General features: G+C 55.8%; 22 protein-coding genes and 1 tRNA gene. 9 read left to right on the top strand and 14 right to left on the bottom strand.

Features of this window, described 5'->3' with window-relative positions:
- Nucleotide 1 precedes the first annotated feature (1 nt).
- The 4 genes from CPY64_RS01005 to CPY64_RS00990 form a co-directional block, all read right to left on the bottom strand.
- Nucleotides 2-1,669 (bottom strand): AMP-binding protein, encoded by a 1,668-nt coding sequence (locus CPY64_RS01005; protein WP_042482629.1) that lies wholly within the window; start codon nucleotides 1,667-1,669, stop codon nucleotides 2-4.
- Between the two features lie 19 nt (nucleotides 1,670-1,688).
- On the bottom strand, nucleotides 1,689-2,570 hold the full coding sequence (locus CPY64_RS01000) for a VOC family protein (RefSeq protein WP_042482626.1): 882 nt from the start codon (nucleotides 2,568-2,570) through the stop codon (nucleotides 1,689-1,691).
- A gap of 85 nt (nucleotides 2,571-2,655) precedes the next feature.
- Nucleotides 2,656-3,921, bottom strand: coding sequence for an alpha/beta fold hydrolase (locus CPY64_RS00995; protein WP_042482624.1), 1,266 nt, complete (start codon nucleotides 3,919-3,921; stop codon nucleotides 2,656-2,658).
- A gap of 145 nt (nucleotides 3,922-4,066) precedes the next feature.
- A complete protein-coding gene (locus tag CPY64_RS00990; protein WP_226791461.1) occupies nucleotides 4,067-4,996 on the bottom strand; it encodes a TetR/AcrR family transcriptional regulator in 930 nt (309 codons plus the stop codon).
- On the opposite strand from CPY64_RS00990, the gene CPY64_RS00985 reads away from it, so the two are divergent.
- Complete coding sequence (locus CPY64_RS00985) at nucleotides 4,995-5,993, top strand: AraC family transcriptional regulator (RefSeq protein ID WP_042482618.1); 999 nt, start codon at nucleotides 4,995-4,997, stop codon at nucleotides 5,991-5,993. The two genes, CPY64_RS00990 and CPY64_RS00985, sit on opposite strands and share 2 nt — an antisense overlap.
- A gap of 14 nt (nucleotides 5,994-6,007) precedes the next feature.
- On the opposite strand, the gene CPY64_RS00980 is transcribed toward CPY64_RS00985, so the two are convergent.
- The 4 genes from CPY64_RS00980 to CPY64_RS00965 form a co-directional block, all read right to left on the bottom strand.
- The gene (locus CPY64_RS00980) at nucleotides 6,008-6,745 is read right to left on the bottom strand and encodes an SDR family NAD(P)-dependent oxidoreductase (RefSeq protein ID WP_096917371.1); all 738 of its coding nucleotides are present in this window, start codon (nucleotides 6,743-6,745) and stop codon (nucleotides 6,008-6,010) included.
- 44 nt (nucleotides 6,746-6,789) lie between these two features.
- Entirely contained in the window at nucleotides 6,790-7,695 is a 906-nt protein-coding gene (locus CPY64_RS00975; protein ID WP_042482611.1) for a SphA family protein, read from the bottom strand.
- Between the two features lie 22 nt (nucleotides 7,696-7,717).
- Nucleotides 7,718-9,247 carry an aldehyde dehydrogenase family protein gene (locus CPY64_RS00970; RefSeq protein WP_042482609.1) on the bottom strand — a complete coding sequence of 510 codons (1,530 nt, stop codon included), beginning with the start codon at nucleotides 9,245-9,247 and terminating at the stop codon, nucleotides 7,718-7,720.
- Nucleotides 9,248-9,438: 191 nt separating this feature from the next.
- Nucleotides 9,439-10,485: a porin gene (locus CPY64_RS00965; protein ID WP_042482606.1), complete on the bottom strand. Its 1,047-nt coding sequence runs from the start codon at nucleotides 10,483-10,485 to the stop codon at nucleotides 9,439-9,441.
- A gap of 414 nt (nucleotides 10,486-10,899) precedes the next feature.
- Here CPY64_RS00965 and CPY64_RS00960 point away from each other — a divergent pair, with 414 nt between their 5' ends.
- Nucleotides 10,900-12,096 carry an ISL3 family transposase gene (locus CPY64_RS00960; protein WP_317905975.1) on the top strand — a complete coding sequence of 399 codons (1,197 nt, stop codon included), beginning with the start codon at nucleotides 10,900-10,902 and terminating at the stop codon, nucleotides 12,094-12,096.
- A gap of 180 nt (nucleotides 12,097-12,276) precedes the next feature.
- Here the strand turns inward: CPY64_RS00960 and CPY64_RS00955 are convergent.
- Nucleotides 12,277-12,361, bottom strand: a tRNA-Leu gene (locus tag CPY64_RS00955).
- A gap of 312 nt (nucleotides 12,362-12,673) precedes the next feature.
- Nucleotides 12,674-13,738 carry an AI-2E family transporter gene (locus CPY64_RS00950; RefSeq protein WP_035275006.1) on the bottom strand — a complete coding sequence of 355 codons (1,065 nt, stop codon included), beginning with the start codon at nucleotides 13,736-13,738 and terminating at the stop codon, nucleotides 12,674-12,676.
- Between the two features lie 548 nt (nucleotides 13,739-14,286).
- On the opposite strand from CPY64_RS00950, the gene CPY64_RS00945 reads away from it, so the two are divergent.
- From CPY64_RS00945 to CPY64_RS00930, 4 genes are read left to right on the top strand one after another with little or no spacing between them, the layout of a single operon-like run.
- Complete coding sequence (locus CPY64_RS00945; RefSeq protein ID WP_026484142.1) at nucleotides 14,287-14,667, top strand: cupin domain-containing protein; 381 nt, start codon at nucleotides 14,287-14,289, stop codon at nucleotides 14,665-14,667.
- Nucleotides 14,668-14,725: 58 nt separating this feature from the next.
- Nucleotides 14,726-15,724: a Bug family tripartite tricarboxylate transporter substrate binding protein gene (locus tag CPY64_RS00940; RefSeq protein ID WP_042488057.1), complete on the top strand. Its 999-nt coding sequence runs from the start codon at nucleotides 14,726-14,728 to the stop codon at nucleotides 15,722-15,724.
- Between the two features lie 17 nt (nucleotides 15,725-15,741).
- Nucleotides 15,742-16,971: a CaiB/BaiF CoA transferase family protein gene (locus CPY64_RS00935; protein ID WP_042488060.1), complete on the top strand. Its 1,230-nt coding sequence runs from the start codon at nucleotides 15,742-15,744 to the stop codon at nucleotides 16,969-16,971.
- Nucleotides 16,968-18,134: an acyl-CoA dehydrogenase family protein gene (locus tag CPY64_RS00930; protein WP_042488062.1), complete on the top strand. Its 1,167-nt coding sequence runs from the start codon at nucleotides 16,968-16,970 to the stop codon at nucleotides 18,132-18,134. Before CPY64_RS00935 ends, CPY64_RS00930 begins: the two co-directional genes overlap by 4 nt.
- A gap of 8 nt (nucleotides 18,135-18,142) precedes the next feature.
- On the opposite strand, the gene CPY64_RS00925 is transcribed toward CPY64_RS00930, so the two are convergent.
- From CPY64_RS00925 to ilvD, 3 genes are all read right to left on the bottom strand, one after another.
- A complete protein-coding gene (locus CPY64_RS00925) occupies nucleotides 18,143-18,898 on the bottom strand; it encodes an IclR family transcriptional regulator (RefSeq protein WP_042488065.1) in 756 nt (251 codons plus the stop codon).
- Between the two features lie 2 nt (nucleotides 18,899-18,900).
- The gene (nadE, locus tag CPY64_RS00920; protein WP_042488067.1) at nucleotides 18,901-19,728 is read right to left on the bottom strand and encodes an ammonia-dependent NAD(+) synthetase; all 828 of its coding nucleotides are present in this window, start codon (nucleotides 19,726-19,728) and stop codon (nucleotides 18,901-18,903) included.
- 301 nt (nucleotides 19,729-20,029) lie between these two features.
- Nucleotides 20,030-21,889: a dihydroxy-acid dehydratase gene (gene ilvD, locus CPY64_RS00915; protein WP_042488070.1), complete on the bottom strand. Its 1,860-nt coding sequence runs from the start codon at nucleotides 21,887-21,889 to the stop codon at nucleotides 20,030-20,032.
- Nucleotides 21,890-22,052: 163 nt separating this feature from the next.
- Between ilvD and ppc the strand changes: the two genes are divergently transcribed.
- A complete protein-coding gene (gene ppc / locus CPY64_RS00910; protein WP_042488073.1) occupies nucleotides 22,053-24,887 on the top strand; it encodes a phosphoenolpyruvate carboxylase in 2,835 nt (944 codons plus the stop codon).
- A gap of 138 nt (nucleotides 24,888-25,025) precedes the next feature.
- Nucleotides 25,026-25,808 carry a sulfite exporter TauE/SafE family protein gene (locus CPY64_RS00905; protein WP_042488074.1) on the top strand — a complete coding sequence of 261 codons (783 nt, stop codon included), beginning with the start codon at nucleotides 25,026-25,028 and terminating at the stop codon, nucleotides 25,806-25,808.
- A gap of 85 nt (nucleotides 25,809-25,893) precedes the next feature.
- On the opposite strand, the gene CPY64_RS00900 is transcribed toward CPY64_RS00905, so the two are convergent.
- Nucleotides 25,894-26,463 carry a class I SAM-dependent methyltransferase gene (locus tag CPY64_RS00900; RefSeq protein WP_042488076.1) on the bottom strand — a complete coding sequence of 190 codons (570 nt, stop codon included), beginning with the start codon at nucleotides 26,461-26,463 and terminating at the stop codon, nucleotides 25,894-25,896.
- A gap of 119 nt (nucleotides 26,464-26,582) precedes the next feature.
- Here CPY64_RS00900 and CPY64_RS00895 point away from each other — a divergent pair, with 119 nt between their 5' ends.
- A complete protein-coding gene (locus CPY64_RS00895; RefSeq protein WP_042488077.1) occupies nucleotides 26,583-26,804 on the top strand; it encodes a hypothetical protein in 222 nt (73 codons plus the stop codon).
- Nucleotides 26,805-26,807: the final 3 nt, after the last annotated feature.

The raw sequence follows: 26,807 nt of genomic DNA, 5'->3' as shown, positions 1-26,807 counted from the left end.
CTCATGATTCAGGCGCCTCCCGCTCCAGCATCTGGGCAATACGTCGCTTCATGGCCGGTTTATCTACCTTGCCGACACGTGTCAGGGGGAACTCCTCCAAACTCTCTACACGCTCCGGGCACTTGTATTTCGCCAACCCTCGACCAATCAGGAATTGCGCCAACTCCTTGACGTCCGGTGCCTGATGGCCAGGACGAGGAATAATAAATACGCAGGCCTTTTCACCATAAAAAGGATCCGGCATGGCGACCAGTTTTGCATCGGACACGGCGGGATGCTGACTGACATGGGCTTCCACCTCTTCACAGCCAATTTTTTCTCCGCCCCGATTCACGTTATCGTGCAGGCGGCCTTCAAAGGAGTAGTACAAGACACCATCGATACGATGGGCTTTGACCATGTCCCCGGTGCGATAAAAGCCATCACGGGTAAAGGAGCGTTCATTAGCCTCTGGATTCGCGAAGTAGCCCGTAAGGCTGGACGGCCCACGAAAACACAGCTCGCCTACCTCACCCTCCGGTGATAACTCATCCAAAGTCGGCTTGAACAAACGGATCTCATCATCAGCACAGCCTGAACTACCCTGGGTTGCGTGGCGCACAGTATCCGGAGCATCCGCCGGAGAGCCCAGGAGCAGCCCCTCCGTAATGCCGTACAAGTTGGAACAAGGCAGGCCCAGATGCTTTTCCAGGGAGTCAGCGCGACTCATCGTGGAAAACAGCTTCAAGGACGACAGGTCATGGCTGGCGATATCTGGATAAGCCATCAGTTGTGGAGCAATCGGCCCAATCGACAAGGCATGGGTAACACGATGCTCGGCAATCAGATCCAGCATGCGCTTGATATCCACCCTGGGCATCAAGACCACCGTGGTCCCCAGTAAAACGGGCGGGATCAAGGCATAGAGCGAGCCGGCATTGTGAATTAAAGGCAGCGACCAGATAATCCGGCTATCAGCATCAATCTGATAGCGGCGACACCAGCCTGCAGAATGCCCCAAATATTCAGCATGAAAGCGCGGAATAATTTTGGGCACGCCTGTTGTTCCACCCGAGAGCTGGAAACTTAAGACGTCGGACAGCCCCAATTTGACCTGCGCCAGTTTCTGTTTGGCTTCCTCAAAAGAGACACTGGCTATCAGTTGCTGCATGTCAGGCGTGCCGGTACTCTGGCCTCGCACCAGAATCAGATGCTGTAGTGATGCGTGACGCTCCACCATGCTTTTAGCAAAAGACAACAAGTCAAAATTGGGCGAGAAATCAGCCTGCACAAAGTAGCCGCGCGCCTGGGATTGTTCCGCTAACTGACCTATCTCGATTTCCCGATGCTGAGGCAAGGAACACACCGGGACAATGCCTGCCTTGAAACACGCCAACAAGACAATCACCGTCTCTACCGTGGTACCAAGCTGAAAGATGGCACGATCACCCGGATTCAGACCCAGCTTCAGCAAAGCCGCAGCCAGTCGCTCACTGTCCTGATCCAGATCCGCAAAGCTCACGCTGCGCTCATCACTGATGAAGGCCATTCGTTCCGGGTACTGACGGGCCGTATGGCGCAAGGCATCGCCCACCGTGCTGGCAATCCATGAGCCACTGGCCAAGGCGGCCTGTGCACGTTCAGCACTGGGGTAAACAACGCCGTCGATGGGATAATTGATATTGTTCATTTGTCTCCTCCTGCCCTGACTAGCCCTGCAACGGCACCAGGCGCACGATGTCTCGGTCAAAGCGCTCGATACGGCCATGCAAACCGCCGGTGAACATGCCATACCAAAGCGCCGGTTTCAGTCCCAGGGCTTTGCGCTCAAACTCAATCGGGCCGCTGGCCTGGATAATGTCGTAATCCTTGCCCGCCAGGACCTTGCAATCTGGATGCTGCTCAGCAGAACGGATCAAGGAAGAAAACTCGTCGACTCGAGGTACAAACACACGTACCGCTGCGTTTTCTGCTTGCTCATGCTGGCCAACCAGTTGGGCTTTTTGATTCCAGACCACATCAATATCAGTCAGTAACCGCCCCTTGGCGAAGGCCTGATCCTCCAAGGCCATGGCCGCCTCCAGCGTAATCTGCGCATCCAGAGCATCCAACTGCGTCAATGGGCGCAACTTATGCGTGAACTCCACGAAATAACCATTAGGATCGCGCACATAAATCGACTCGATCACTTCATGGCGGGTTTCCACGGAAACGTCCAGGTTCTGCGCTTCCAGACGCTCTTTCCAGGCACGCAGCTCTTGAGGACCGTCCACCAGCCAGGCGGTATGAGTGGCATCTGCCTCATGATCATCGGGCAAAGGACGAGCCGCTGCGCGAGTACGCATTCCTGCTGGCTCTTGAGACCCAAGGTAGTAGAAAAACGCAATAGTGCTGCCATTGCCACTATCAAAGAAAAAATGCAGAAAATCAGGATGAGTCGTTGGCCCCCAGCCACGTGCCGAGATCACATGCACCAATGGCAAACCCAATTTGTCGCGATAGAACTCTACCGTTTCACGCAACCGCCACGTAGGGCGAGCAGTATGGTCCACACCGAGTAAGGTCAGACGGGGAAGATTACGTTCAGGCATAGCTAGCCCTCCTTATGAACAGGATGTATCTGGAATGGGATGAAATAGCGCCTGTGTGCGCTATCAGGTCAGGGCTAGTGAGGCACTAGCGTGGAAAGTGTTCAAGCAACCATTGCGCCAGCAAGCGTCCCGCCTCCAGGCGCCCCGGTTCTTCGGCCTCTGTCAACGCTCTGCCATGGTGATCACCTCGAACCCGTAAATGCTGCTTATCGGACGCCCCTAAGGCCGCCACAATGCCTTGCACATCGCTGGGGAAACAGGCCTGATCCCCGGTGTATTCAATCACCAGAACGGGCGCTGAAATATCGGGAGCCGTCTTGAGCAAAGAAGCGTTGGATGACAAGGCGGACCAGGTAGACAGCCAACTTTCCGGGGTGCACTGGCGAGCAAAGCCAACCGCTCCGTAATTCGACGCATACGGATTCGCTCCCCACAGGGACCCCGGCTTTCGATCCGAACTGTCTTGCGACAAATCGAAGCAGCGTAAGTCGGCGTCCGTGCGCCACACATTGATAATGGGGGTATGCGCGGCCAGACGACGATCCTCCTGACTGGCCTGCGCCCCCGCCTCCTTGACACGCTGACGTGCTTGTTGACGACGCGCGATCAGTTCACGAGCGTGGTGATCAATACGAGCGACACGGTCACGCTGTGCGGCGCGATAGCGTTCAATAAACTGGGCGCTATAACGGGCCTGACCCTTTTCTGCATATCCATTTTCGGGAGACAAGGGGTCCAGCATAGGATCAATAGACAGGGGATCGCTCTCATCCCGCACGCTAGGGTCAATACAGTTAAGCAATAACATCCCTTGACCGGGATGCGGGCCTATCAGCACCACCCCGTCTACCGCAGGCATATCCAGATCTGCCAGGTTCGTGGGCCGCCCGGCTGGCGTGCGCGCAATGCGCTGCTCTGCTGGCAAAGCCGATTGCTGGGCATACAGGGCATACAAGCCCGCGCCGCCCGAATTCCCCAACAAGATGATGCGTTTGAAACCCGCTGAACGCAGATATTGCAGGCCAGCGGCCACATCATGCAAAGCGAACTCGTGCTCCAGCCGCAAATCGTTGCCAACCGAGCGTGGCGATTGCGACCAGGCAGCGTAGCCAGCCCCGACGATATCGGGAATCAGATAGTGACAGGCCATGAATTCACGGGGATGCATGATGCACACCACCGTATCGGCCCCTTGCGCTGGAGCATATAAAGAGCCACCCGTGGCCGCTTGGTCGGCCGTGCGCAACACAACATTTCTCGTGATGGTGCCCGCAGGGACATCACGGGGGTTCCAGTCGGTATTCAAGAAACCGGCGGTAGGCTGAGCGGTAGAGTTGGAATGACGGTTCATAGTGCTATGTGCAGGGCACAACCCATAACATTGATTTAGGTCAATATTATTTTTATTCGACACTAACGTCAATAATTTGACTTAGGTGTTAATACTGAGTTGTGTACGCTGACAGCACTGTCAAAAACCCAAGAGTTAGTGGGACTTAGCGGCGCTCCAGACTATCCGTCAGTTTTTCCATGGCGTCGCGCATCTGTGCCATCGCCAGATCTATTTCCTGATTATTATTGGCAGTCTCCGAGCCGGCATCAGTACGGCTCAACATCCGCAGGCCAAAGGATGCAATCAGTTCAGCAATAGGCTCTGTGGGCTTGCCCGCCCGGCTATCAAACCACCAGGCGCACCAGTTACACATGCCAATTATGGAAAACGCGGCGATATCCGCATCTACTGTCCTGAACATTCCCTCTGCAATACCGCGCTCAATCACCGCCACAAAACCTCTACGCACCGCACGGCGCGAGGCTTGCGCCTCCTTGCGTAGTTCTTCCGGCAAGCTGCTTTCACTGCGCTCTGCCACTCGAAACTGCAAGGGATGCTGAAGCACCAGCCCGGCATGATGCAAAATCAGCTGCCGCAAGGCTTCATCCGGGGAAAGGTCTTCTTGCTGAATGACCTCTGCAATCAAGTCCCCTGCCCGCTTGGTGACGGCTGTCGTCAAACTCTCCAGCATCGCTTCCTTGCTGCGAAAGTAGTAATACAGCGCCGTTCGCGTCATGCCAACTGCATCAGCAATATCATTGAAGTTCGTGCCTCCAAAGCCCTTTTCAATGAACAACAAAGAGGCCGCATCCAAAATGGCCTGGCGCTGAATATCACTGCGTGTCGGGCGAGACTTCGCCATGGTCTTTTTCATCGTTTTTATGCTTAAGGTCAGTACACGATCTGTATTATTACTGGTCGCTGTGCAAGATGGGGACTTGGCAGCACCACAGTAACTCCGGAGATGTCCACAGAACTCAGGGTTCACGTCGCTGCGTGCTGAAGACATCGGGTTTCCATTTATTGACACTATTGTCAATGAATTCATAATTTCGTCAAACCCCGGTGTTCTTCTTAGGGTAGGCTCAAACATGCCCATCTCCCCTTCGCTCCGGCTCAACGAGCGCTTTCTTGAACTCTACGTTCAGGACCTTCCAGCCGCCCAGGCAGCCATTTCACGGCGGTATTGTTCTTATCGAGTTCGCCACGCCACGACCGACACAACGTCCCCCATCGTGCTGCATAGCGCCGTATCGGGTGCCGTCACGCTATCCACCTTGACGTTTGGGCGCGACATCGAGATCGAGCCGGAAGATCTGGACTCTTGCCTCTTGATCACGACAACGATGAAAGGCCACACCGAACTGGCGACACACCACACACGATATGGCGGCGGGCCGGGAACAACCGCTTTAAGTGTTGCGGCCGATCAGCCACGCTTTCACTACACCCCTGCTGGAGAGGTTCTTAAGGTCCAGTTGGATTCTCGGCGTGTGTCTGCAGTGTGCTGGCGTCTGATGCAACGCCAAGGCCAGCAAGCCTTGCGATTCAACACTCAAATGACGGACCCAGAGGCACTACGGCGCTGGTTGATGTTGCTCGACTTTGTGGTGAGCACTTTGAATGACAGCGATATGGCCTTGCGCACATCACTGGCGCCCAGCATAGAGGAAATGCTGACGCTGACATTGCTGGACATACAGGCGCATAACTACTCCGATGCCTTGCGCTCGCCCATCACCAACATCACCCCAAAACAACTACGCCTGGCGATCGACTTCATGGAAGCCCATTTTGAGCAGGCTTTGACCCTGGCCCAAATTGCGGACGAGGCCAATTGCAGTATTCGCTCGCTTTCACGCGCTTTCCAGCAGTTTCGACAAACTACGCCCATGCAGCACCTGAACGAACTACGTCTACAGAAAGTCCACGAAGAGCTGCTCAACACCGCCAGCTCTACCCAATCCATTGCAGCCCTGGCTCTGCAACATGGTTTCAGCCACCTGAGCTCTTTTAATCAACAATACCGGCGCCGTTACGCAGAAAGCCCATCGCAAACCCGCGCACGGGCTCACGATGGGACTGTGTAGTACAAGAGACGGATTTAAGAAATCTTGTACATCCCGCCATCGACGGCCAGAGCCTGCCCCGTCACAAAAGCACCATCATCGCTAGTCAAGAAGAGAATAGGGCCGACGATATCTTCAGGTGTCGCAAAACGCTTGATCGCCTGTTGCTGCCACACGCTGCGGGCCATTTCTTCTGGCAGACCTCGGGTGCCAGGAGTTTGTGTCAACGCCGGCAAAATCGCGTTAACGGTAATACCGTCTTCCGCCAATTCATTCGACAAGCCTCGTACAAAACCGATCACTCCCATCTTGGCCGCCATGTAGTGGCTTAGACCCGCCAGCGGAGTACCAATCGAGTTCGAGGAAAAATTCACAAACCGCCCCCACTGGTTCTTGCGCATCAAAGGCACAAACGCCTTGGCCGAATGAAAATGCGAATCCAGGTTCACACGCAAGGTACGTGACCAGAGCTCAAAATCCAGCTCATCAAAGGTCGCAAAGGGATAGATACCGGCATTGTTCACCACAATGTCCGCCCGGCCGTATCGTTGTTCGACAGCTTGCGCAAAACCCGCCCAAGCCTTGGGATCACTGACGTCCCCCGTCAAAACCAGTGGATCACCACCAATCATGGCTTGAGTTTCCGTTGGAGTTTCAAGATCGATCAAAACCAATTGCGCACCACGCTCAGCCAAGCGGACACCAACTTCACGTCCAATACCTCGCCCAGCGCCCGTTACTACTGCTACCCGTCCTTCATGGGTGTTATTCATGATGTCTCCTTTCATTTAAATAATGGAAATACAGCCTGGATCACTTAGAGCGGGAACGCTGCCCGAATCCAGAAAGCATGACCCTGCGGCCCATTGCGAACCGCCATTTCCTGTTGCCACTTTGCCGTCACAAACCAGCCCTTGCTGCTGGCGTACTTGATGCTAGGCCCCACAGCAAACGCCCGATGACGGCTGCCACTGATCGTCTGCCCGCCCTGCTTGTCATCTGTTGTCTGAACGGTGGCATAGCCACCGACACCCAGAGCCCATTCAGGCGAAACCGACCATCCCAATGAATAGTCTGCGTACAACTCATTGCCGGACGTATAAGCGGTGCTGCGGTTTTTTTGATTGAACAGGTAGCCAACTTTGACGTCTGCATTCAAGCCTTTAGGATCCACCCAGCTAGCTGCCACGACTGGCCCGTAAGACCAGTAATTACGTCCGATATTGGCGAGATTGCTTTTGCTGTAGCCCCCGGTGGGTGCAAATACATCCAGCGCCCCAATGACATGAAAACGCTCGCTAAAGTGCCAACCAATGCCAGACGACAAAGTAATGTCACCCAGCCCCGTTCTGGTCTGGCTTCTACCCGCAGCGGAAACATGCAGGTTCACCAAAGGAACAATGGCACTGAGCAATACATCACCACCCAGAGCCTTCTGAGGCGTGACCCAGACAAAGCGGCTAACCAGCGCATTGGCCTTCAAGCTGAAATCCGGTGGTGATGCATCTTGCCCATCATTGCCACGCACTTTGTTCGCCGAATACACCTGCCCGTAGAACAGGCTGTAAAAACCGGGCGGCGGCAATACACCCGTCAAAAAGTTCTCGGCTCCAAAGGGATAAACCGAACCGCCACCCTCAGTCGCCCCTGCCAAGGGGCTGTTCAAAGCAAGCAGCAAGGCAGTCACACTGGTCGCTGCAGACCGACCCAGGAATAAAGACATGGGAATCTCCTTTGCGCCACGGCTAGCGCTGCGCCCCAAAAATCCCCAAAGCCCCAGGCTGAAGATCCACAATCACACTCTTGGTCAGCGTGTAATGGTTCAGCACCTCATGCGCAAATTCCCGCCCAAAGCCACTTTGCTTGTAGCCGCCAATCGGCATGCCACCCAGGAAGTTGTAGTAGCGGTTCACCCAAACGGTGCCGGTTTCCAGCTCGCACGCCATGCGGTGCGCCCGTGCCAAATTGGACGTCCAAACACCTCCACCCAGACCATAAATCGAGGCATTGGCCAGGCGCATTACCTCGTCGTCATCTTTCCAGGTCAACACGCTGGTCACGGGCCCAAAGATCTCTTCCTGCGCAATCTTCATGGTGTTCTTCACATCCGTGAATACGGTGGGCTGCACAAACAAGCCCTTCTCAAAACCCGGTACATGGGCACGACCACCCCCACATAAAACCGACGCACCTTCACGTGGGCCTTCCTGTAAATAGCCCATGATCTTGTCCATTTGCATTTGCGACGCCTGCGGACCCAGTTGGGTGTCCGGCGACTGCGGGTCCCCAATACGAATACCGGCAAGAATCCGCTGGAGCTTTTCAAGAAACTCATCGCGAACCTTCTCATGCACGAACAGACGCGAGCCTGCCAGGCACACCTCCCCTTTGTTCAGAATGGTGGACATGGCAGCACCTTCAGCTGCTGCATCCAGGTCTGCATCTTCACAGACAATATTCGCGGACTTGCCACCCAGCTCCATTGTCTGGGGGATGATATTGGTCGAGGCGTACTGCATCAGCTTTCTGGCCGTAGGGCGGGAGCCCGTAAAACCGACCTTGCGCACACGAGGATCCGTCACCAGCGTCTCGCCCAAATCAGGGCCGTAGCCCGTCACAATATTGAGCACACCGGGAGGCAGCAGATCAGCCATCTCTCTGGCAAACTCCAGCACCGACAAACACACGATTTCAGAAGGTTTAAGCACCACCGTGTTGCCAGCCGCCAAGGCAGGAGCGATCTTGGTGGCCAGCATGATCATGGGCACATTCCAGGGAATGATTTGCACCACCACGCCTAAGGGCTCGCGATGGATGATGCCGATAGAGTCTGTACCCAGGGAGGAAGTGTGATGTACCGCTTCCCCGTGCAACTGCCAGGGCGTGCCGGAGAAAATCGCAAACTGCTCGATCGCCATGGGCATGTCGAAGTGCGTGGATTCGCTGATCGGTTTGCCGTTGTTAAGCGTATCCATCAGTGCGAAATGGTGTGCCCGCGCCTTCAAGCGACGGGTGATCTCGTAAAGAATTTCCTGACGTGCCGCAGGCGGTGTACGAGACCAGGATGGGAAAGCACGGGCAGCCGCATCAACCGCCCGCTTGGCATCAGCGGCATTACCTGCAGCAATATGCGCCAGAGTTTCCCCTGTAGCCGGGTTGCCTAACGGTATGGTTTTGCCACTATCACCCGCGACCCAGGTGCCATCAATGAAATGGCCATATTCAGGAAGAAAACCCGCGGTGGTCGAATCGAGGGATGAGTTGGGGTTTGTCATCAAAACGTCTCCTTGTAGTCAATCATTCGCTCGTCTTGTCTGCGAGCCTGACTACAAGTTAGACGCCTACCGGGCAATGGCTCTACCATCCTGCGGCCAGGGGTGGCGGATTTTTGCCAGATTAAGCAAAAAAAAGCAGACGACACGTCTACGGGCATGTCGTCTGCTTGCCTTCTACTACAGTGAACCGTTTAGAAGCGTGTGCGTATACCCACACCAAACGTATCGCCACGCGACAAATCAGTCAGTTTGTCGCTGTAATACGCAGCATAGACATCCGTACGTTTAGAAAGCTCGTAGTCGTAGCCCAAGGCCCAGCTGTTGCGCTTGACCTCACTGGCCCCACTACTACGCGTATGGCCATACGAAGCCAGCACCTTGCCGCCGCCCATGGGGACAGACACGCCAAACTGCCCGCCCTTCATCGTGATATCGCCACTGGTAATCGTATTTTTCACGTACTGAAACTGAGCAAAAACCTTGGCAAAGTCAAAGTCGTAAGCCATACCCAACTGTGTCGCCCGCTGATGACGAAAGCCCGCAACAATGTTGTCCAAGTCGTCAGCCTGATTATCAAACTTGACCTGCTGATACGCTAATGTCGCAGAGAAAGCCCCATTGAAATACAGCGCATTACCACCCCATTTATTGGAGCCGGATTTGTTGGCCTCGTTGCTGAAACCATAGATCAGGTTTGCCGTGAGGCCATTGAAATCAGGCGTGGTGTACTTGACTGCGTTGCTCCAACCCGAATCGCCCAATACACCCTGACCTTGCATCCCTAAATAAGTGTGGAACACTGATGGAGAAAAGGTATAGGAATCACCAAAGGGGTTAAACAGAATGGTGGAGACGAAATAAGGCGTAGTCAGCCGCCCCAACGTCAAGGTACCTGCATCATCACTTTGCAAGCCTACATAGGCACTACGCGAGAACATGGGGTCGCCATTGAACCGACCCGCTTGACCTGTCTCTGGCCGGAAGAACCCTTCCATGGCAAACACGGCGCGCACACCGTTGGACAACTCCTCCTGGCCTTTCAAGCCCCAGTAAGAGGTTGTCATCCCTCCCCCACCTACCGTCCCTTCCCGCTTGTTGCCTCCTACAGGCTTGTGTACTCCCGTCCAGGCATCCACCAGACCGTACAGCTGCACATTGGATTGAGCGTGGGCAGTTGACCCTATTCCCAGCAAAGCGGCCAGCAGCCCGCCTGCCAATATCGGCATCTTTAGAACCATTGTGTCTCCGTTATCGTTTTCAGTATTGTGGTGATCCCCCTTCCCTTTTTCTAAGGGGGAGCCCTGACTGGGTGTCATCCACTTCATCAGTACAAACAGGCAAAGCGAACAACCCCAGTTTTTCTAGGGGCTTTTAATTTTTACTGTCACTTACAAGTGGTTTGGGAAGATGCGGGTGATAAGGGTTATTGCAGTTTGTGCGCTGATTGTCCTTATGGGGGATGGATTTTTCTTCTGTGGCATCGTGTGCTTACACAAGCGGCACGTCTTAGGAGAAGACTTGTACGGAGAGTGGACAGCACTGACTAAGCACAGTTGTAGAGACGACGAATGCGATGAGGCTCTACATCATAAAAGGGGGACGATCGACATTCGCTAGACTTGTTTTTGCGAAGAACCTGTCTAACGGAAGCAATGCCGATGTCCCCAATCGATTCTATCCTAGGGATCCCTGGGCTGGTGGTCCAGGCTGTCAAACGAACAAAGGATATTCATGTATGGGCGCGGCCGCGTAAGCGGCCCGCCTGCTTGCATTGCGCAGGCAACCAAGTGCGCATCAAGGCGACTCATCAACGCACGCTCAAGCACACGCGACAGGGCAATAAGCTGGTCGTGCTGCACCTGCGCGTTCCCAAGTACCACTGCACCGACTGCAACCGGTATTTTCGCCACCGTTTCGCCGGGATTCTGCCCCGGCTACGTTCGACCGAGACGTATCGGTTGGAGGTCTTTGAGGCCCACGAGGGTGGCGTGAGTCAGCGCAAGCTGACCCATACGCACCGCGTCGGTAGTGCGACGGTGGAGCGCTGGTATCAGTCGTTCATCAAGCGACGCGTGTCGGAGCTCTCTGGGCGCAGCTGCCCGCAGGTGCTTGGGATTGATGAACACTTCTTCACTCGCAAACGCGGTTACGCCACCACGCTGGTCGACCTGAAGAATCACAAAGTATTCGATGTCGTGTTGGGCCGCTCAGAGGCGAGTTTGCGCAGCTATTTGAAACGCTTGCCGGGTAAGGAGAATGTGCGGGTGATCGTGATGGATCTGTCCGAGACGTATCGCCGGATCGCTCAGCAGTACTTCCCCAATGCCATCATCGTGGCTGACCGTTTCCATGTCGTGCGCCTGGTGAACCAGCACTTCCTGAAGCTGTGGCAGCAGTATGACCCCCAGGGCCGCAAGAACCGGGGGTTGCTCAGCCTGATGCGCCGTCACCATTGGAAGCTGACCGCCATGCAGAAGGAGAATCTGCATCAGTACTTGGCTCAGGAGCCGGTGCTGCGGGCGCTGTACTTCGCCAAGCAGCAGTTAAATGGATTCTTGGTGATGAAGAGCTTGAAAAGAAAGAGGGCTCAAAAGATGATGCCCCAATTCCTGGCGTTGATTGAGCAGTTTGAGCAGAGCCCGGCCAGGGCGCTGGCCGCCACATTAAAATCATGGCTCGAACCCATCGTCAGGATGTGGCGATTCACCAAGTCCAACGGCATTACTGAAGGCTTCCACACCAAGATGGAAATGCTCTCACGCCGTGCGTATGGGTTCAGGAACTTTGAGAATTACCGCATGAGAGTCTTGGCTCAGTGCGGGTGGAGCGGTGTGATCAACCGTGTCTAGTGAATGCGCATCCCCCGCTTATGGGGTAGAGCCAGTCTTGGCTCAGTGCGGGTGGAGCGGTGTGATCAACCGTGTCTAGTGAATGCGCATCCCCCGCTTATGGGGTAGAGCCGAGGTTCCCGGATGCGGGATTTGTATTGCGGAATCTTCTAGTTACTTAAGCAGGAAGAAGATTGTTGATGGTGCCCGGGGCCGGAATCGAACCGGCACGCCTTGCGGCGGGGGATTTTGAGTCCCCTGCGTCTACCAATTTCACCACCCGGGCTAGGTATGGCAACCTGGGAATCCAGGCTTGGAAGGAAAGATTGTTATTATACGCAGATTCCTGGGGGTTTTGGCAAGTGCCACAGCAATTTTTTTAAATTTAGCCTGGTACTGAAAACATTCCCGCCTAAAGTCCGTCTGAAGCTCAGTTTTCCGCCTGCTTTGTCACAACTGCTTAAGCATTAACGGACGGTTCTCGGCAGGCAGGAACCCACACCACTTTTGGCCATACTCAAACCTGGATTCCAAATAAGACACAGGCCAGGTACACCGTCCTGGCCTGCTCAATCTTTTTGTTCTAAGTATGGGGTCCTTAGTCCCCTGCCACAGCCTGCCCGTTACGAATCCATTCTCTCCAGATCGCAACCAACAAGGCCATCAGGACCGGGCCGATAAACAAGCCCACGATGCCCATTGTTTGCACACCGCCAACCAAACCAAAGAACGTAGGCAGGAACGGCAGTTTCACCGGGCCACCGACCAAACGTGGTCGGAGGGTTTTATCAACGATGAACAGTTCGATAGCGCCCCACAGGAACAAGCTCACGCCAGCCACCAGGTGACCAGAGCCTATTAAATACAAGGACACCATCGTGAATGACAGGGGAGCACCACCAGGGATCAACGCCATAAAGCCGGTGATCACACCCAAGAGCACGGGCGATGGAACTCCTGCAATCCAATAGGCAATACCCAAAACCACGCCCTCACCCAAGGCGATCAAGCCCATCCCGGTAACGGTGGAGTTAACAGTAGCAGGCACAACCCGGGAGAAACGCTGCCAGCGGCCTGGCAAAACTCGCTCGCCAACAATATCCAATTGCACCAACAGCCTGTCGCCATCTTTAAAGATGAAGAACAGCGTGATCAGCATGAACAACACGGTCAGCAGCAGGTGAAAAACGTTGCCGGTAGCGGACAGGACCATGCGATAAATATTACCCAGGTGCTGGCCGCTAACCATCTCGACCAGCTCGCCCAGCGCGTGGGGCTCGCCTAAATAGACTTGCCAATACTCGGTCAAGCGCTCGCCCATCAGGGGCATGGCTTTGATCCATTCCGGAGTAGGAGTGCCGTAGCGGTTGGCGGCCAGCGCCCAGGTAATGAAGCTGCTTGCTTCCTGGATCGCAAAGGACAGAGCCAGGGACAAAGGCACAACCAGGACCACGATGACGACCAGCAAGGCCAATGTGGCCGCCAGTGCGGTGCGGCCATTGCAGCGTACGACCAGCCGTTTATATAAGGGCCAACCGGCCAGGCCTATGATCAGCGCGGCCAGAACAGGGACCAGAAATCCCTTTAAAAAGTAGACGCCTGCGGCCAGCAATAGCAGCAATAGCCAGCGAGCGATTAGAAATGCGGGTAAGACGGGTTGCATAAACGGTGGAGACCCTCTTGTCTATTGGTCTGGGCATGGGTCGGTGCCCGAAAGTTTTTTGACGATAGCATGATCACAGCCCGAGGAATACCCGTTTCTTACAAGAAGCTGAGCGAGGCGTTTGATACGGCAAACCCGCTTTAAGCAAACCCGGTCTTTCTGCTCAAACCAGAATTGACATCGCACTGATCTATTCGGCGTTGGAGCTAAGCCAAGGCCCTAAGGCTCAGCTACATGATCTGCATCGCCCACCAAGTATCCTCCTCGTGCAACTAAAGGCCTAGAAAAAAGTTATCTCCAACGCCTGCCAGCCAAGTTTGTATGTCCACGGCAACTCTCAGGCCTTTCTTGCTGCTCAGCTCAACACGCTAGAGCTCCCCTTTCCCCCTCTCCCAGTCCTTCTACTTTGCGGACCTGACTGCAGTTCAGGCGCGATCTGCTGCTTCTTTTTTTCTTTAAACCCTCCCAATCAATCATCCACAGGTAAACCCCAGTTTTTTTAATTTTTCACATACGTAAAATATTTTTCTCACACAGGAAATTTAGAAATGAAAAAACCATCTTGGATTGTTAGTCCCGAAGACGCCGTTGCGTACTCTCCCGCCAACCACACGGGCACCGTGAATCGTCGCCTGATCAGTCAGGCCAATGTCGGTGCCAAGCATGTGGAGGTGCTTTTGGGTGTGATTGAAAAGAACCAGGGCGCTCTTCCCCATGCGCATCCTGGAATCGAGCAGGTCTGTTATCTGCTCAGCGGCACTGCCGATGTGGAGGTTGATGGCGAACGCGGTCAGATGAAAGCAGGCGAGTGCTGTTATCTCCCCCCTGACAAAAAGCACGTTTTCACCGTCACCAGCGATGAACCCGCTCAGCTGCTGGTGATTTACTCGCCGCCCTACGAAGAACACCCCGATCGGGTTATCCGCTGATCCACGTGCTTGCTGGTTTGGGCTAGCGCGCCCTGCCTTCCACCCTGAGGAGACCGCCATGAATTTCAAAAAAAACAATCTTTTGCTTTCGCTACGTTCACGCTGCAAGGCCGTACTGGCATGTGGCGCTGCCATGCTGCTGATGGGGGGCAATGCCTGGGCTCAGTATCCGGAACGAGCCATTACCTTGATCGTGCCTTTTCCGGCTGGCTCAGGCACCGATGCCGTCGGTCGGATCTTTGCGGAAGAGATGGGCAAGCGGGTAGGCCAGACCATCATTGTTGAAAACCGCCCAGGTGCGAATGCCACGATTGCAGCCAACTACGTAAAACGGGCCGCCCCTGATGGCTACACCCTGTTCATCACCACCAATACGTCGCATTCTGCTGCGCCGTGGTTGATGAAAAATGTGCCCTACGACCCGATCAAGGATTTCACGCCCATTGCCCGTGGTGGCAACCTGCCCTTTATTCTGGTGACGAATCCCGATCGTCCCTACCAAACCGTTGAGCAACTGCTGCAATACGCCAAAGCCAACCCCGGTCAGATTACTTACGCCTCTGGCAACAGCACCGGCATTGTGGCAGGCGGCACTCTGGATCTGCAGGCAGGCATGAAAGCGCTGCATGTTCCGTACAAAGGCACCCCGCAAGCGCTGACCGACCTGACTGCCGGGCAAGTGGACTTCATGTTTACCGATGTCACCTCTGGGCTGGCTTTTATCAATAGTGGTCGCCTGAAAGCCCTGGCCGTGTCCACCGCCAAACGCAGCGCCTTGCTGCCCGATCTGCCCGCCATGGAAGAAGCTGGCCTGTCTGACTTTGACATTACTTCCTGGAATGGATTTTTCGGCCCGGCGGGGATGGACCCGGAGCGCGTGCAGCTGCTCAACCGCACAATCAATGAAATTGTTCAGGACGAAGCCGTGCGCCAGAAGCTGGCCCAGCTAGGTTTTGATGCCTTTAGTGGCCCGCCCGAGGAGTTCGCCCAGTTTGTTCAAGAACAGTACGTGCTGTGGGGAAAACTGATTAATGACGCCAATCTCGGCCCTCAGTAATTGCGTGGACACCAACCATGACTGAACACAAGAAGGACAATGTGGGTCCATTGAGCGGTATCCGTATTCTGGATTTAAGCTCGGTGGTGATGGGGCCCTTTGCCACGCAGATTCTGGCCGATCTGGGGGCTGACGTGATCAAGGTGGAGTCCCCCAGTGGAGACACCATGCGAGCAGTCGGCCCCATGCGCAACGCGGCTATGGGCGCCCTGTTTCTCCATCTGAACCGCAATAAACGATCTGTGGTTCTGGATTTGAAAACCCCGGCCGGTCAAGAGGCCTGCCTGCAGCTGATCCGGGAATCCGATGTGCTGCTCTACAACCTGCGCCCGGCTGCCATGGCACGCCTGGGCCTGGATTACGAGCGCGTCGCCGCTGCTAACCCGGCTATTGTGTATGTCGGCGCCTATGGCTTCGGGGAAGATGGCCCCTACGCCGGACGTCCTGCCTACGATGACCTGATCCAGGGCATGACGGGGCTAGGCCATCTCTACCAGCAGCAATCCGGTGATGTACCTCGCTATACGCCGTTGACCCTATGTGATCGCACAGTAGGTCTGCATGTGGCCGTAGCGGTACTGGCTGGTGTCATTGAGGCACGCCAAAGTGGCCAAGGCCAGGCCATTGAAATCCCCATGTTCGAAGCAATGGCGCATTTTGTGCTGGGCGATCATCTGGGCGGCCACTCTTTTGAGCCTGCACTGGGTCCCACCGGCTATGCCCGCCTGCTGGCTAAAGAGCGCAAGCCCTATCAAACCAGTGACGGTTTTCTGGTGCTGTTGATCTACAACGACAAGCATTGGACCAATTTCTTCTCCCTGATTGGTCAACCCGAACTGCAACAGGACCCACGTTTCAGCTCGCACTCGGCCCGCGCCATTCATATCGGCGAGGTCTATGACTTTGTGGCCTCACAGATCAAGCAAAAAGACACGGCTTATTGGCTCCACGCCTTGCGTCAGGTCGACATCCCGGCCGCCCCCTTGTACTCCATCGAACAACTGATCGATGACGAGCACCTACAAGCGGTAAAGCATCTACAGCATATGGATCACCCGACCGAGGGCCCTATCTGGACCCCCTCTCCCTTGGGCAAGTACTCCCGCACACCTCTAAGCATTCGACGCCATGCACCGAGTCTGGGAGAACACACCGCCCAGGTTCTGGCCGAGCTGGGCTACAGCGAGCAAGACATACAGGCCATGCTGGCCAGCGTTCACCCCTCACCCCGAGAACAGATTGTATGAATATCGAATTAAGCGAAGATCAACGCGCCTTGGTGCAGGCTATTGAGTCAGTTTGCCAACAGTTTGATGACGAGTACTGGCTGGCCCGTGACCAGGATGGAGTCTATCCCCATGACTTTCATAAAGCTTTGGCGGACGGGGGATGGTTAGGCATTGCCATGCCAGAACAATACGGTGGGGCGGGCCTGGGCATGATGGAAGCCGCCTTGATGATGCACACCATCTCCCGTACAGGCGCCGGGTTTTCAGGCGCCTCTGCCGTGCATATGAATATTTTTGGTCTGAATCCGGTCGTGGTGTTTGGCAACGATGAGCAACGCGCCCGCTTTCTGCTACCGTTAATTCAAGGCAAAGACAAAGCCTGCTTCGGTGTCACCGAACCCAACTCCGGACTGGATACCAGCAAGCTGGAAACCCGTGCTGTTTTGCAGGGTGACCATTATCAGGTGCATGGTCGCAAGATCTGGATTTCCACGGCTCAAGTTGCCAACAAAATCCTGATACTGGCTCGCACGACCGCGCTATCAGAAGTCAAAAAGCCAACGGACGGCCTATCTCTGTTCTATACAGACCTGGATCGCAGCACCATCGAAGTGCGTCATATCGACAAGATGGGACGCCATGCGGTGGATTCGAACATGCTATTTATCGACGGGCTGCGTATTCCTGTCGAAGATCGTATTGGCGAAGAAGGCAAAGGCTTTAGCTATCTGTTGCACGGGCTAAATCCCGAGCGAATTCTGATCGCCTCCGAGGCCATTGGGCTAGGCAGAGCCGCCCTGGAGAAAGCCACCATCTACGCCAAGGAACGGCATGTGTTCGGGCGGCCGATCGGACAAAATCAAGGGATACAACACCCGCTGGCTCAGGCCTGGATGCAACTGGAAGCCGCCGACTTGGTCACTTTGAAGGCTGCGGCTTTATACGATGCTGGCAAGCCCTGTGGGGAGTACGCCAACGCCGCTAAATACCTGGCCGCCGAAGCCGGTTTTCAGTCTTGTCAGACCGCCATTCAGACCCTGGGAGGCATGGGTTACGCCAAGGAATACCATGTAGAGCGCTATCTGCGCGAAAGCTTTATTCCGCGTCTGGCTCCTGTCAGCCCGCAATTAATCATGTGCTATATAGCGGAAAAAGTGCTGGGGCTGCCCAAGTCCTATTGAGCCGCCTTCTAGTCCTCTTCAATAAAACGGCAAGCGACACGCAGGCGCTCCGCGTAACTTTGCAGGTTCTGTTCAATACGATAAACAGGACCTGCAATCGAAATGGCGTAACTGCCGCCTGACAGCCGGATCGGCCACGCAATACCGCCCACATCCGACATGGACTCGCCCATATTGCCATACCAACCGCGCTGCGCAGAGGTTTCCAAGTCAGCATTCAAACTGTCCAGGCTGGTCAGAGTCTTGTTCGTAAAGGCTTCCAAAGGCCCATCACCCAAAAGCTGGGCGCGCTCTTCCAGCGTCATCTGGGACAACAACGCTTTACCGATAGAGTTGGCATGAACGTGGCGCTGAGTTCCTGCCACCGCCACATAGCGGATGGGATGTGGGGAAGAAATCACCTCTACATAGACCACTTTCTTATCCAGATCCAGCTTGCCAAACACAACGGTTTCCTGCGTAGTGTTACGCAGCTCTTCCAGGCTGGGGCGTACTTTTTCCAGAATCGGGTCTGCTTGAGAAATACGCTGGGCCATCGCCAGTAAACGACCTGTCGGGTAATAACCTTGCCGACGCCCCGTCTCGTAGATATAACCCTGCCGAGACAACGTGCGCAGCAAAGCCAGGCAGCTGGATACAGGCGCATCCAGCAATCGAGCCATTTCAGAAAGCGCTAAAGGGCGTGTCTCTCGAGCAAACAGTTCGATGATCTCGATAACACGCAGAGCAGTTTTGACATTGCTCTCGGCTGGTTTGGTGCTCATGCTCAGGGTGCCACCGGCAATGCACGCTTATGCGCCGAAGCATGGAAAGTCTTGATGATGATCTGCGTGGCTTCATCATCAATGGCCTTGCCTTCCAGAAAATCATCAATCTGGTCGTAGCTGATGCCAAAGGCATCTTCATCCGGCTTCAAGGGGCTGAGGCTTTCCAGATCGGCGGTGGGAACTTTGAACACCAAGGCGTCAGCGGCACCCATCGCACTAGCCATGGCACGCACACGGCGTTTGTTCAAGCCCGCCAAGGGGGTGATGTCGGCAGCGCCGTCACCAAATTTAGTGAAGAAACCCATCAAGGCTTCGGCAGCGTGGTCTGTACCGACCACCAAACCACCATTCGCACCAGCAATCGCGTACTGAGCCACCATGCGCTGACGGGCTTTGATATTGCCCATCAGAAAATCCTGTTGTGCCGCGTCGCGGAATTTCAGGCCAGAGGCCAGCAATTGCTCCAGCATGGCATCCGATGCAGGTTTCACGTTCACGACCAAGGTCTGATCGGGATTGATGACCTTCAGGCCACCTTGGGCATCTTTCTCGTCAGCCTGCTCACCGTAAGGCAAACGCACGGCGATAAATTGCGCTTGATGGCCTTGCTCACGTGCCTGCTCTACAGCACGCTGAGAGAGACACCCTGCCGCCAGGGAGTCCACGCCCCCGCTGATCCCCAGGACCAGGCTACGGCAGCTGGTGCGCAGCAGATAGTCACTTAGAAAGCGGACGCGGCGTTCGATCTCCTGCTGAACATCGAAATGATCCGTGATCCCCAATTCCGCACGGATACTGGCTTGCAAAGCGCGTTGATCATCAGTCATGGCGCAGGCTCTCTAACAAAGTGAACAATAGTTCGATTGTAAAGGACTGGAGGAACTGTGCCAGACGGTATAGGCATCTCCAGTTATTTAATGCGCCAACAAAATGGCCTGAGCCTGAAAACTCAACACAACAGCAAGGTATGGACTATTGTTCCTCTAGAGCCGCCCAAGCCCCTGGCCCCAGGGGCTTGGGCGGCGGTTCTACGAAGATCAGTACTACTCAGCCCCTACACTCGAAACCCATAAAAAAACCCCACCTGCCAAAACAGATGGGGTTTCATCAGCTAAAAGCTAAATCAGCTTAGCGATCCAGTTGCGACACATCACGCACAGCGCCACGGTCGGCCGACGTCGCCAAAGCGGCATAGGCTTTCAGGGCTTGCGACACAACGCGCTCGCGGTTCACTGGCTTCCAGGCCTTGGAGCCACGCGATTCCATTTCGGCACGGCGTGCGGCCAGTTCTTCATCGCTGATGGCCAAGTGGATACGACGGTTAGGGATGTCGATCTCGATGGTGTCACCATCTTGCACCAGGGCGATATTGCCACCCTCAGCCGCTTCAGGCGAAGCGTGACCGATCACCAGACCGGACGAGCCACCGGAGAAACGACCATCGGTGAACAAGGCCGAGCTTTTGCCCAGACCCATGGATTTCAGGTAGGAGGTGGGGTACAGCATTTCCTGCATACCAGGGCCGCCTTTGGGGCCTTCGTAGCGAATGATAACCACATCACCTGCCTTGACCACGCCGTCCAGAATGGCAGCAACGGAATCGTCCTGGCTTTCGTAAACACGAGCCGTTCCGGTAAAGGTCAGAATGCTTTCATCCACGCCAGCGGTTTTCACGATACAACCGTTGATGGCCAGGTTACCGTACAACACGGCCAAGCCGCCGTCTTGCGAATAAGCATTAGCCTTGTCACGGATACAGCCTTTAGTGCGATCTGTGTCCAGTTCCTGGTAGTAACGGTCCTGGCTGAAGGCCACTTGGGTCGGAATGCCGCCGGGAGAGGCACGGAAGAAATCGCTAATGGCTTTGACGTTGTCGCCCTTGACGTCCCAACGCTTGATGGCTTCACGCAAGGTGCCACTATGTACGTTGCCCACATCCAGATTCAACAAGTCGGCACGGGCCAGTTCAGCCAGAATGGCCATGATGCCGCCCGCACGGTGCACGTCTTCCATGTGGAATTCGGGGGTGGCGGGAGCCACTTTACACAGGCAAGGGACCCGGCGCGAAATCTTGTCGATATCGGCCATCGTAAATTCCACACCGGCTTCCTGGGCAGCAGCCAGCAAGTGCAGCACGGTGTTGGTAGAGCCGCCCATTGCCACGTCCAGAGTCATGGCGTTTTCAAAGGCCTGATAGGTAGCGATGTTACGTGGCAAAACGGATTCGTCGTCTTGCTCGTAGTAGCGTTTGGCCAGATCCACGATCAGGCTGCCAGCGCGCTCAAACAAGCCTTGGCGGCGAGCGTGGGTGGCAACAATGGTGCCGTTGCCAGGCAGGGACAGGCCCAGCGCCTCGGTCAGGCAGTTCATGGAGTTGGCGGTAAACATGCCCGAACAGGAGCCACAGGTAGGACAAGCGCTGCGCTCAACGGCTTCAGCCTGTTCATCAGTCACGTTAGGGTCAGCGGCTTGAATCATGGCGTCCACCAGATCCAGCTTCTGCACCACCGTCTTGCCGTCTGGCGAGTAGACCTTGCCCGCTTCCATCGGTCCACCCGACACAAACACCACAGGGATGTTCAGGCGCATGGCGGCCATCAGCATACCGGGGGTGATCTTGTCGCAGTTGGAGATACACACCATGGCGTCGGCACAGTGGGCGTTGACCATGTATTCCACCGAGTCGGCGATCAGTTCGCGCGAAGGCAGGGAATACAGCATGCCGCCGTGACCCATCGCAATACCGTCGTCCACCGCAATGGTGTTGAACTCTTTCGCCACACCGCCGACCGCTTCAATTTGACGGGCAACCAGCTGGCCCATGTCTTTCAGGTGTACGTGACCCGGTACGAATTGCGTAAAGGAGTTCACCACCGCAATGATCGGTTTGGAGAAATCCTCGTCTTTCATACCGGTGGCGCGCCACAGGGCACGCGCGCCGGCCATATTCCGACCGTGGGTCGAGGTACGGGAGCGATATTGGGGCATGACTACTCTCTGAACAGGAAAATTATGTAAAGATACCTATCATAAACGTCCCAAGGCGCTTTGTGCGCGTCAAGGTCGGGCTGGCGTCTTATAGTAGGGCGGCTACCGATCTGGCACCCAGAATCCTTTGCAGCAAAACCCCTTATTTAACAGGAGATCTATTATGCCGCAGGCCGTGCCTGACCTTTCCAACCTGCTTAGACAGGACATCCGCTTTCTGGGCAAGGCCCTGGGAGAGGTGATTCGTGACAGCGAAGGAAAGGCGACCTTCACGCTGATTGAAGCCCTGCGCCGGGCGGCTGTCAGTTTCAGACGTGAACACGATCCGCAGCAAGCTCGGATTCTGGAAAAAGACATTCCCAAGCTGAACGATGCGCAGGCCCGTTCCGTGGCCCGTGCCTTTGCCTACTTTCTACACCTGTCCAATATTGCCGAGGACCGCGACCAGAACCGTCGCCGCGAAGAGCAAGATCCCGAAAAGCTGCTGGGCAGCCTGCAACATGCCATTCAAACCTTGATGGACCAGGGCCTGAGCGCCAAGAAAATTCGTCGTTATCTGCAAGAAGCTTGTGTGATGCCGGTGCTGACGGCTCACCCTACCGAGGTTCAGCGCCAAAGTACGCTGGCTGTGCATATGGCCATTGCCGATGAGCTGAATGGCCTGGATCACAAAGCCAGCGCCACGCAATCAGCCCGCACCCAGGAAAAACTGACCGGTCTGGTGTCCCTGCTGTGGCAAACCCGCATGCTGCGTGATCACAAGCTGACCGTCATGGACGAGATCGACAACGCCCTGGCCTATTACGGTTCCACCTTCCTGCCCACGATTCCGCAGCTGTACCACGACCTGGACCGTTTGCTGGAACCGGGCAAAAAAAGCCTGCTGGATCAGAAAACCCGCTCCCTGCCCGCCTTTTTGCGCATGGGTAGCTGGATTGGCGGCGATCGCGACGGCAACCCCAATGTGGGCCCTGAAACGGTTGAACAAGCGGTGCTGCGCCAGTCGACACGCGCGCTGCAACACTATCTGGAGCAGATTCGTCTGCTGGGTACGGAAATCTCCGTGTCCGACGCACTGAACCGCGTCAGCAAAGACCTGGCGGCCTTGTCGGCCAGCAGCCAAGACCCGTCGCCACACCGTGTAGACGAACCTTATCGCCGCAGCTTTATTCATCTGTACGCCCGTATGGCGGCCACAGCGCAGAACCTGCTGGGCCGCGATCTGGCCGATCGCCCCACTTACGCCGCCCCACCCTACGCAAACCCGCAAGAATTCAAGGCTGATCTGCAAATCATTGCCGACTCTCTGGCTGAAAACAAAGGCGGCGCCATTGCCGGCCTGCGTTTGAACGAATTGATTCAAGCCGTGGAGGTTTTTGGCTTCCATCTGGCCACTTTAGACCTGCGCCAAAGCTCGGACGTGCATGAGCGCGTGCTGGACGAGCTGTTCCGCGTGGCAGGCACGCTTTACAAGGACGAGCCCGTCAATTACCGCCAGTTGTCCGAAGAAGACCGCATCACCTTGCTGCGCTCGGAGCTGCGTCACCATCGCCCCCTGGTTTCACCCTGGTATCGCTACTCGGAAGAAACCGAGAAAGAGCTGTCCATTCTGCGCAAAGCCGCCGAATGCCGTCGCCGCTTTGGTGCGCGTGCGCTGGAACAAACCATTGTGTCGCACACCGAAACCCTCAGCGACTTGCTGGAAGTGCTGGTGCTGCAACAGGAAACCGGTCTGATCGTGCCCAACTCAAACGAGCCGGAGCATCAAGGTCTGATGGTTGTGCCATTGTTCGAGACCATTCCTGACTTGGAACGTGGCCCGCAAATCATGCAGGAATGGCTGGACATGCCTGAAATCCGCCAGCGTGTGCGTCACGCTCAGGACAGCGTACAGGAAGTGATGCTGGGCTATTCGGACAGTAACAAGGACGGTGGCTATCTGACCTCCAACTGGACGCTGTACCGTGCCGAGCGTGAATTTGCGCAGGTGTTCTCACGCCGCAAAGTACGTCTGCGTCTGTTCCACGGGCGTGGCGGTTCGGTAGGCCGAGGCGGTGGCTCCAGTTTCGACGCGATTCTGGCGCAACCTCCAGGCACCGTGAACGGCCAGATTCGTCTGACCGAGCAAGGCGAGATGATTCAAGGCCGCTACAAGGATGCGGACGTGGGTCGTTGGCATCTGGAGCTGTTTGTGGCTGCCACACTGGAAGCCAGCCTGGGTTCACGCAAAGGCTCGTCCAATGACGACGAGCACCTGGCCGCGTACGGCGACGCCATGGCCTGGATGTCCGAGCAGGCCCATCAAAGCTATCGCCAGTTGGTCTACGGTACGCCGAACTTTGATCAGTACTTCTTCCAGTCCACGCCTATCAAGGAAATTGCTGGCCTGAATATCGGCTCGCGCCCATCGTCGCGCAAGGCCACGCAAAGCATTGAAGACCTGCGCGCCATCCCCTGGAGTTTCTCCTGGGCGCAATGCCGCCTGCCTATTCCGGGCTGGTACGGCATGGGCACGGCCTTGAATCGCTACCTGGAGTCGGGACTGCCCAATGATGGCCTGAACCGCAGCAAGCGCTTGGCTCAACTGCAAACCATGGCGCGTGACTGGGCCTTCTTCCGCACCCTGCTGTCCAATATGGAACAGGTGCTGGCCAAGACTGACCTGGATATCGGCCTGAAATACGCCGGTTTGGTCGAGGACGCGGAGCTGCGCGAAAGCATCTTCACGCAAATTCGTGACGAGTTCGAACTGACACACCAGTTGTTCCGTGAAATCACCGGCCACGAGCTGCTGGCGCACGATCAGGCATTGCAAGATGCTCTGGCCGAACGTTTTGCCTATATCGACCCGCTGAATCACTTGCAGGTGGAACTGCTGCGCCGCCATCGCCGTCAGGGTGAAAAGGCCAACAAGCCCACACGCAGCGGTGTAAACAAGCAGCACGTGATTCACCTGACGATCAACGGTATTGCAGCCGGCCTGCGTAACTCGGGCTAAAGCGAAACCATGGAAACTGGCCCTATTAATTACTTTTATAAATAAGCTAATTTCCAAAAGAAGTTAAGGCGTACAATAAGCCATTACTACGCTTTCTGAAAAAGGCGTGATCCCCGCCGGGGTCACGCCATCTGGCTTATGGCGCTTGCAATCATCCTGGGAATTCTGACTGGCCTGTCGCTGGGTTTGACTGGCGCGGGTGGCGGTATTTTGGCCGTACCCGCACTGGTGCTGGGCATGGGCTACAGCATGACGGCGGCCACGCCAGTCGCCTTGCTGGCTGTAGGTGCCGCGGCCCTGGTCGGTGCACTGGATGGTTTGTACAAACATATCGTGCGCTATAGAGCTGCCATGTTCATGGCGGTAACGGGTGCCTTGGTGACGTCACTGGGCGTGCGCATCAGCCACGCTTTGCCAGAAAAAGTGCTGGTGACTCTGTTTGTCGCCATCATGTTGTGGATTGCCACCAAGATGCTGCGCCGTCCGGCGGCAACGGCACATGCTCATACGCCCTGTTGTCTGAATCCGGAAACCGGCCGCCTGCGCTGGACGCCAGTAGGCACCGCCACCCTGGCTTCAATTGGTGCCGTAGCAGGTTTGTTTTCAGGCATGTTGGGCGTGGGCGGCGGCTTTCTGATCGTGCCTGCCTTGAAACGTTTCAGCGACCTGTCCATGCACAGCATTGTGGCCACCTCCTTGATGCTGATCGCTCTGATTTCCCTGAGCGCGTCGGCCATGAGTCTGGCACACGGGGCGGAGATCCCCCTTAGCGGCTGGGTATTTGTGGCCTCGGCCATGGGCGGAATGGTGATAGGCCGACAACTGGCCCCTCATATTCCGCCTGTGCGCTTGCAACAGGGTTTCAGCATTCTGACCGCTATTGTGGCCCTGTCCATGCTGGCGCGTACCTATCTGTTTTAAGCCGCGATTCGATACGCGCGCTCAAGCAACAACGGATACATGGCTTTGAGCCAAGCGCTGCACTTGGCTCAAAACTGCACATACTTTACTCGCAGATACTGCCACCACCGTCTTGTGGATTCAGGCGGTAATCGCTGAAAGTGCCGCCCTCACGCGGGCGCACTGCGACAATGCGCTGAACAATATGGTCCGGGTCAGCCCGGAAACCATGCTCATAGGCAACGATATCGAAGTCTGCGCACCAGCGCAGCAGCTCACCCGGCTGCAACAGGAAGTCCGGATTACGCGGCGTGTTGTATTGCTCGTTGCCCACCCCAAAGGTTTCGTACACCAGCACCCCGCCTGGCTCCAGGCTCTCCAGCAAGGTCGGCATCAAGGGACGCCACAGATACTTGGTCACCACCAGGGCATTGAACTGGCGCCCGGCAAAAGGCCAGGGCCCGTTTTCAATATCAGCCTGGATGATTTCCCCGTAAGGCGAGGTCGCTGCCACGGCTTCCGGATCCCGATCTACACCGATCACAGTATTGCCGCGCTCGGCCAACCAGCGGGCATTGCGCCCCCGACCACAGGCCACATCCAGGACCGTGCCCGGACTAGGAATCAAATGGGCCCATGCCTGTAACCAGGCGCTGGCCTGTCCCCTGTCGTTCATCCCTACCCCTTTGCTAAGCAGACAAAACGCCCATGGTAACGCAGCATCAGCCAAGCTCAAGCACGGCACTGGCCTGGGCTACAATTGGCCCCGGTTCCACGCTATTTTTTTGAGGGTGTATGAAAATTCTGCTGCAAAAACCCATATTGCTGATGGCCGTTCTGTGCCTGCCTTTATGGTTTGTCTACGGCAACTTCATCCTGGCCGCTGTCACCTCCATCCTGATCGGGATGCTGGTAGGCATGATCCGCACCCTGCACCAAGTGACCCAGGCCAAGAAAGCCAGCGCCAAGAGCGCCGCCCCGGCTTCTTCCGAGACACCTAACGACAAGCCCAACTGACGC

Origin of the sequence: Alcaligenes faecalis, from assembly GCF_002443155.1 — a bacterium.
In the GTDB taxonomy this organism is placed as follows: Bacteria; Pseudomonadota; Gammaproteobacteria; order Burkholderiales; family Burkholderiaceae_B; genus Alcaligenes; species Alcaligenes faecalis.
This window is presented reverse-complemented; position numbering and strand designations above follow the sequence as displayed.

Excerpts from the sequence above, each read along its gene's own strand:
- CPY64_RS01005 (WP_042482629.1), bottom strand. The coding sequence starts at position 1,669 with ATGAACAATATCAATTATCCCATCGACGGCGTTGTTTACCCCAGTGCT.
- CPY64_RS01000 (WP_042482626.1), bottom strand. The coding sequence starts at position 2,570 with ATGCCTGAACGTAATCTTCCCCGTCTGACCTTACTCGGTGTGGACCAT.
- CPY64_RS00995 (WP_042482624.1), bottom strand. The coding sequence starts at position 3,921 with ATGAACCGTCATTCCAACTCTACCGCTCAGCCTACCGCCGGTTTCTTG.
- CPY64_RS00985 (WP_042482618.1), top strand. The coding sequence starts at position 4,995 with ATGCCCATCTCCCCTTCGCTCCGGCTCAACGAGCGCTTTCTTGAACTC.
- CPY64_RS00990 (WP_226791461.1), bottom strand. The coding sequence starts at position 4,996 with ATGTTTGAGCCTACCCTAAGAAGAACACCGGGGTTTGACGAAATTATG.
- CPY64_RS00980 (WP_096917371.1), bottom strand. The coding sequence starts at position 6,745 with ATGAATAACACCCATGAAGGACGGGTAGCAGTAGTAACGGGCGCTGGG.
- CPY64_RS00975 (WP_042482611.1), bottom strand. The coding sequence starts at position 7,695 with ATGTCTTTATTCCTGGGTCGGTCTGCAGCGACCAGTGTGACTGCCTTG.
- CPY64_RS00970 (WP_042482609.1), bottom strand. The coding sequence starts at position 9,247 with ATGACAAACCCCAACTCATCCCTCGATTCGACCACCGCGGGTTTTCTT.
- CPY64_RS00965 (WP_042482606.1), bottom strand. The coding sequence starts at position 10,485 with ATGGTTCTAAAGATGCCGATATTGGCAGGCGGGCTGCTGGCCGCTTTG.
- CPY64_RS00960 (WP_317905975.1), top strand. The coding sequence starts at position 10,900 with ATGCCGATGTCCCCAATCGATTCTATCCTAGGGATCCCTGGGCTGGTG.
- CPY64_RS00950 (WP_035275006.1), bottom strand. The coding sequence starts at position 13,738 with ATGCAACCCGTCTTACCCGCATTTCTAATCGCTCGCTGGCTATTGCTG.
- CPY64_RS00945 (WP_026484142.1), top strand. The coding sequence starts at position 14,287 with ATGAAAAAACCATCTTGGATTGTTAGTCCCGAAGACGCCGTTGCGTAC.
- CPY64_RS00940 (WP_042488057.1), top strand. The coding sequence starts at position 14,726 with ATGAATTTCAAAAAAAACAATCTTTTGCTTTCGCTACGTTCACGCTGC.
- CPY64_RS00935 (WP_042488060.1), top strand. The coding sequence starts at position 15,742 with ATGACTGAACACAAGAAGGACAATGTGGGTCCATTGAGCGGTATCCGT.
- CPY64_RS00930 (WP_042488062.1), top strand. The coding sequence starts at position 16,968 with ATGAATATCGAATTAAGCGAAGATCAACGCGCCTTGGTGCAGGCTATT.
- CPY64_RS00925 (WP_042488065.1), bottom strand. The coding sequence starts at position 18,898 with ATGAGCACCAAACCAGCCGAGAGCAATGTCAAAACTGCTCTGCGTGTT.
- nadE (WP_042488067.1), bottom strand. The coding sequence starts at position 19,728 with ATGACTGATGATCAACGCGCTTTGCAAGCCAGTATCCGTGCGGAATTG.
- ilvD (WP_042488070.1), bottom strand. The coding sequence starts at position 21,889 with ATGCCCCAATATCGCTCCCGTACCTCGACCCACGGTCGGAATATGGCC.
- ppc (WP_042488073.1), top strand. The coding sequence starts at position 22,053 with ATGCCGCAGGCCGTGCCTGACCTTTCCAACCTGCTTAGACAGGACATC.
- CPY64_RS00905 (WP_042488074.1), top strand. The coding sequence starts at position 25,026 with ATGGCGCTTGCAATCATCCTGGGAATTCTGACTGGCCTGTCGCTGGGT.
- CPY64_RS00900 (WP_042488076.1), bottom strand. The coding sequence starts at position 26,463 with ATGAACGACAGGGGACAGGCCAGCGCCTGGTTACAGGCATGGGCCCAT.
- CPY64_RS00895 (WP_042488077.1), top strand. The coding sequence starts at position 26,583 with ATGAAAATTCTGCTGCAAAAACCCATATTGCTGATGGCCGTTCTGTGC.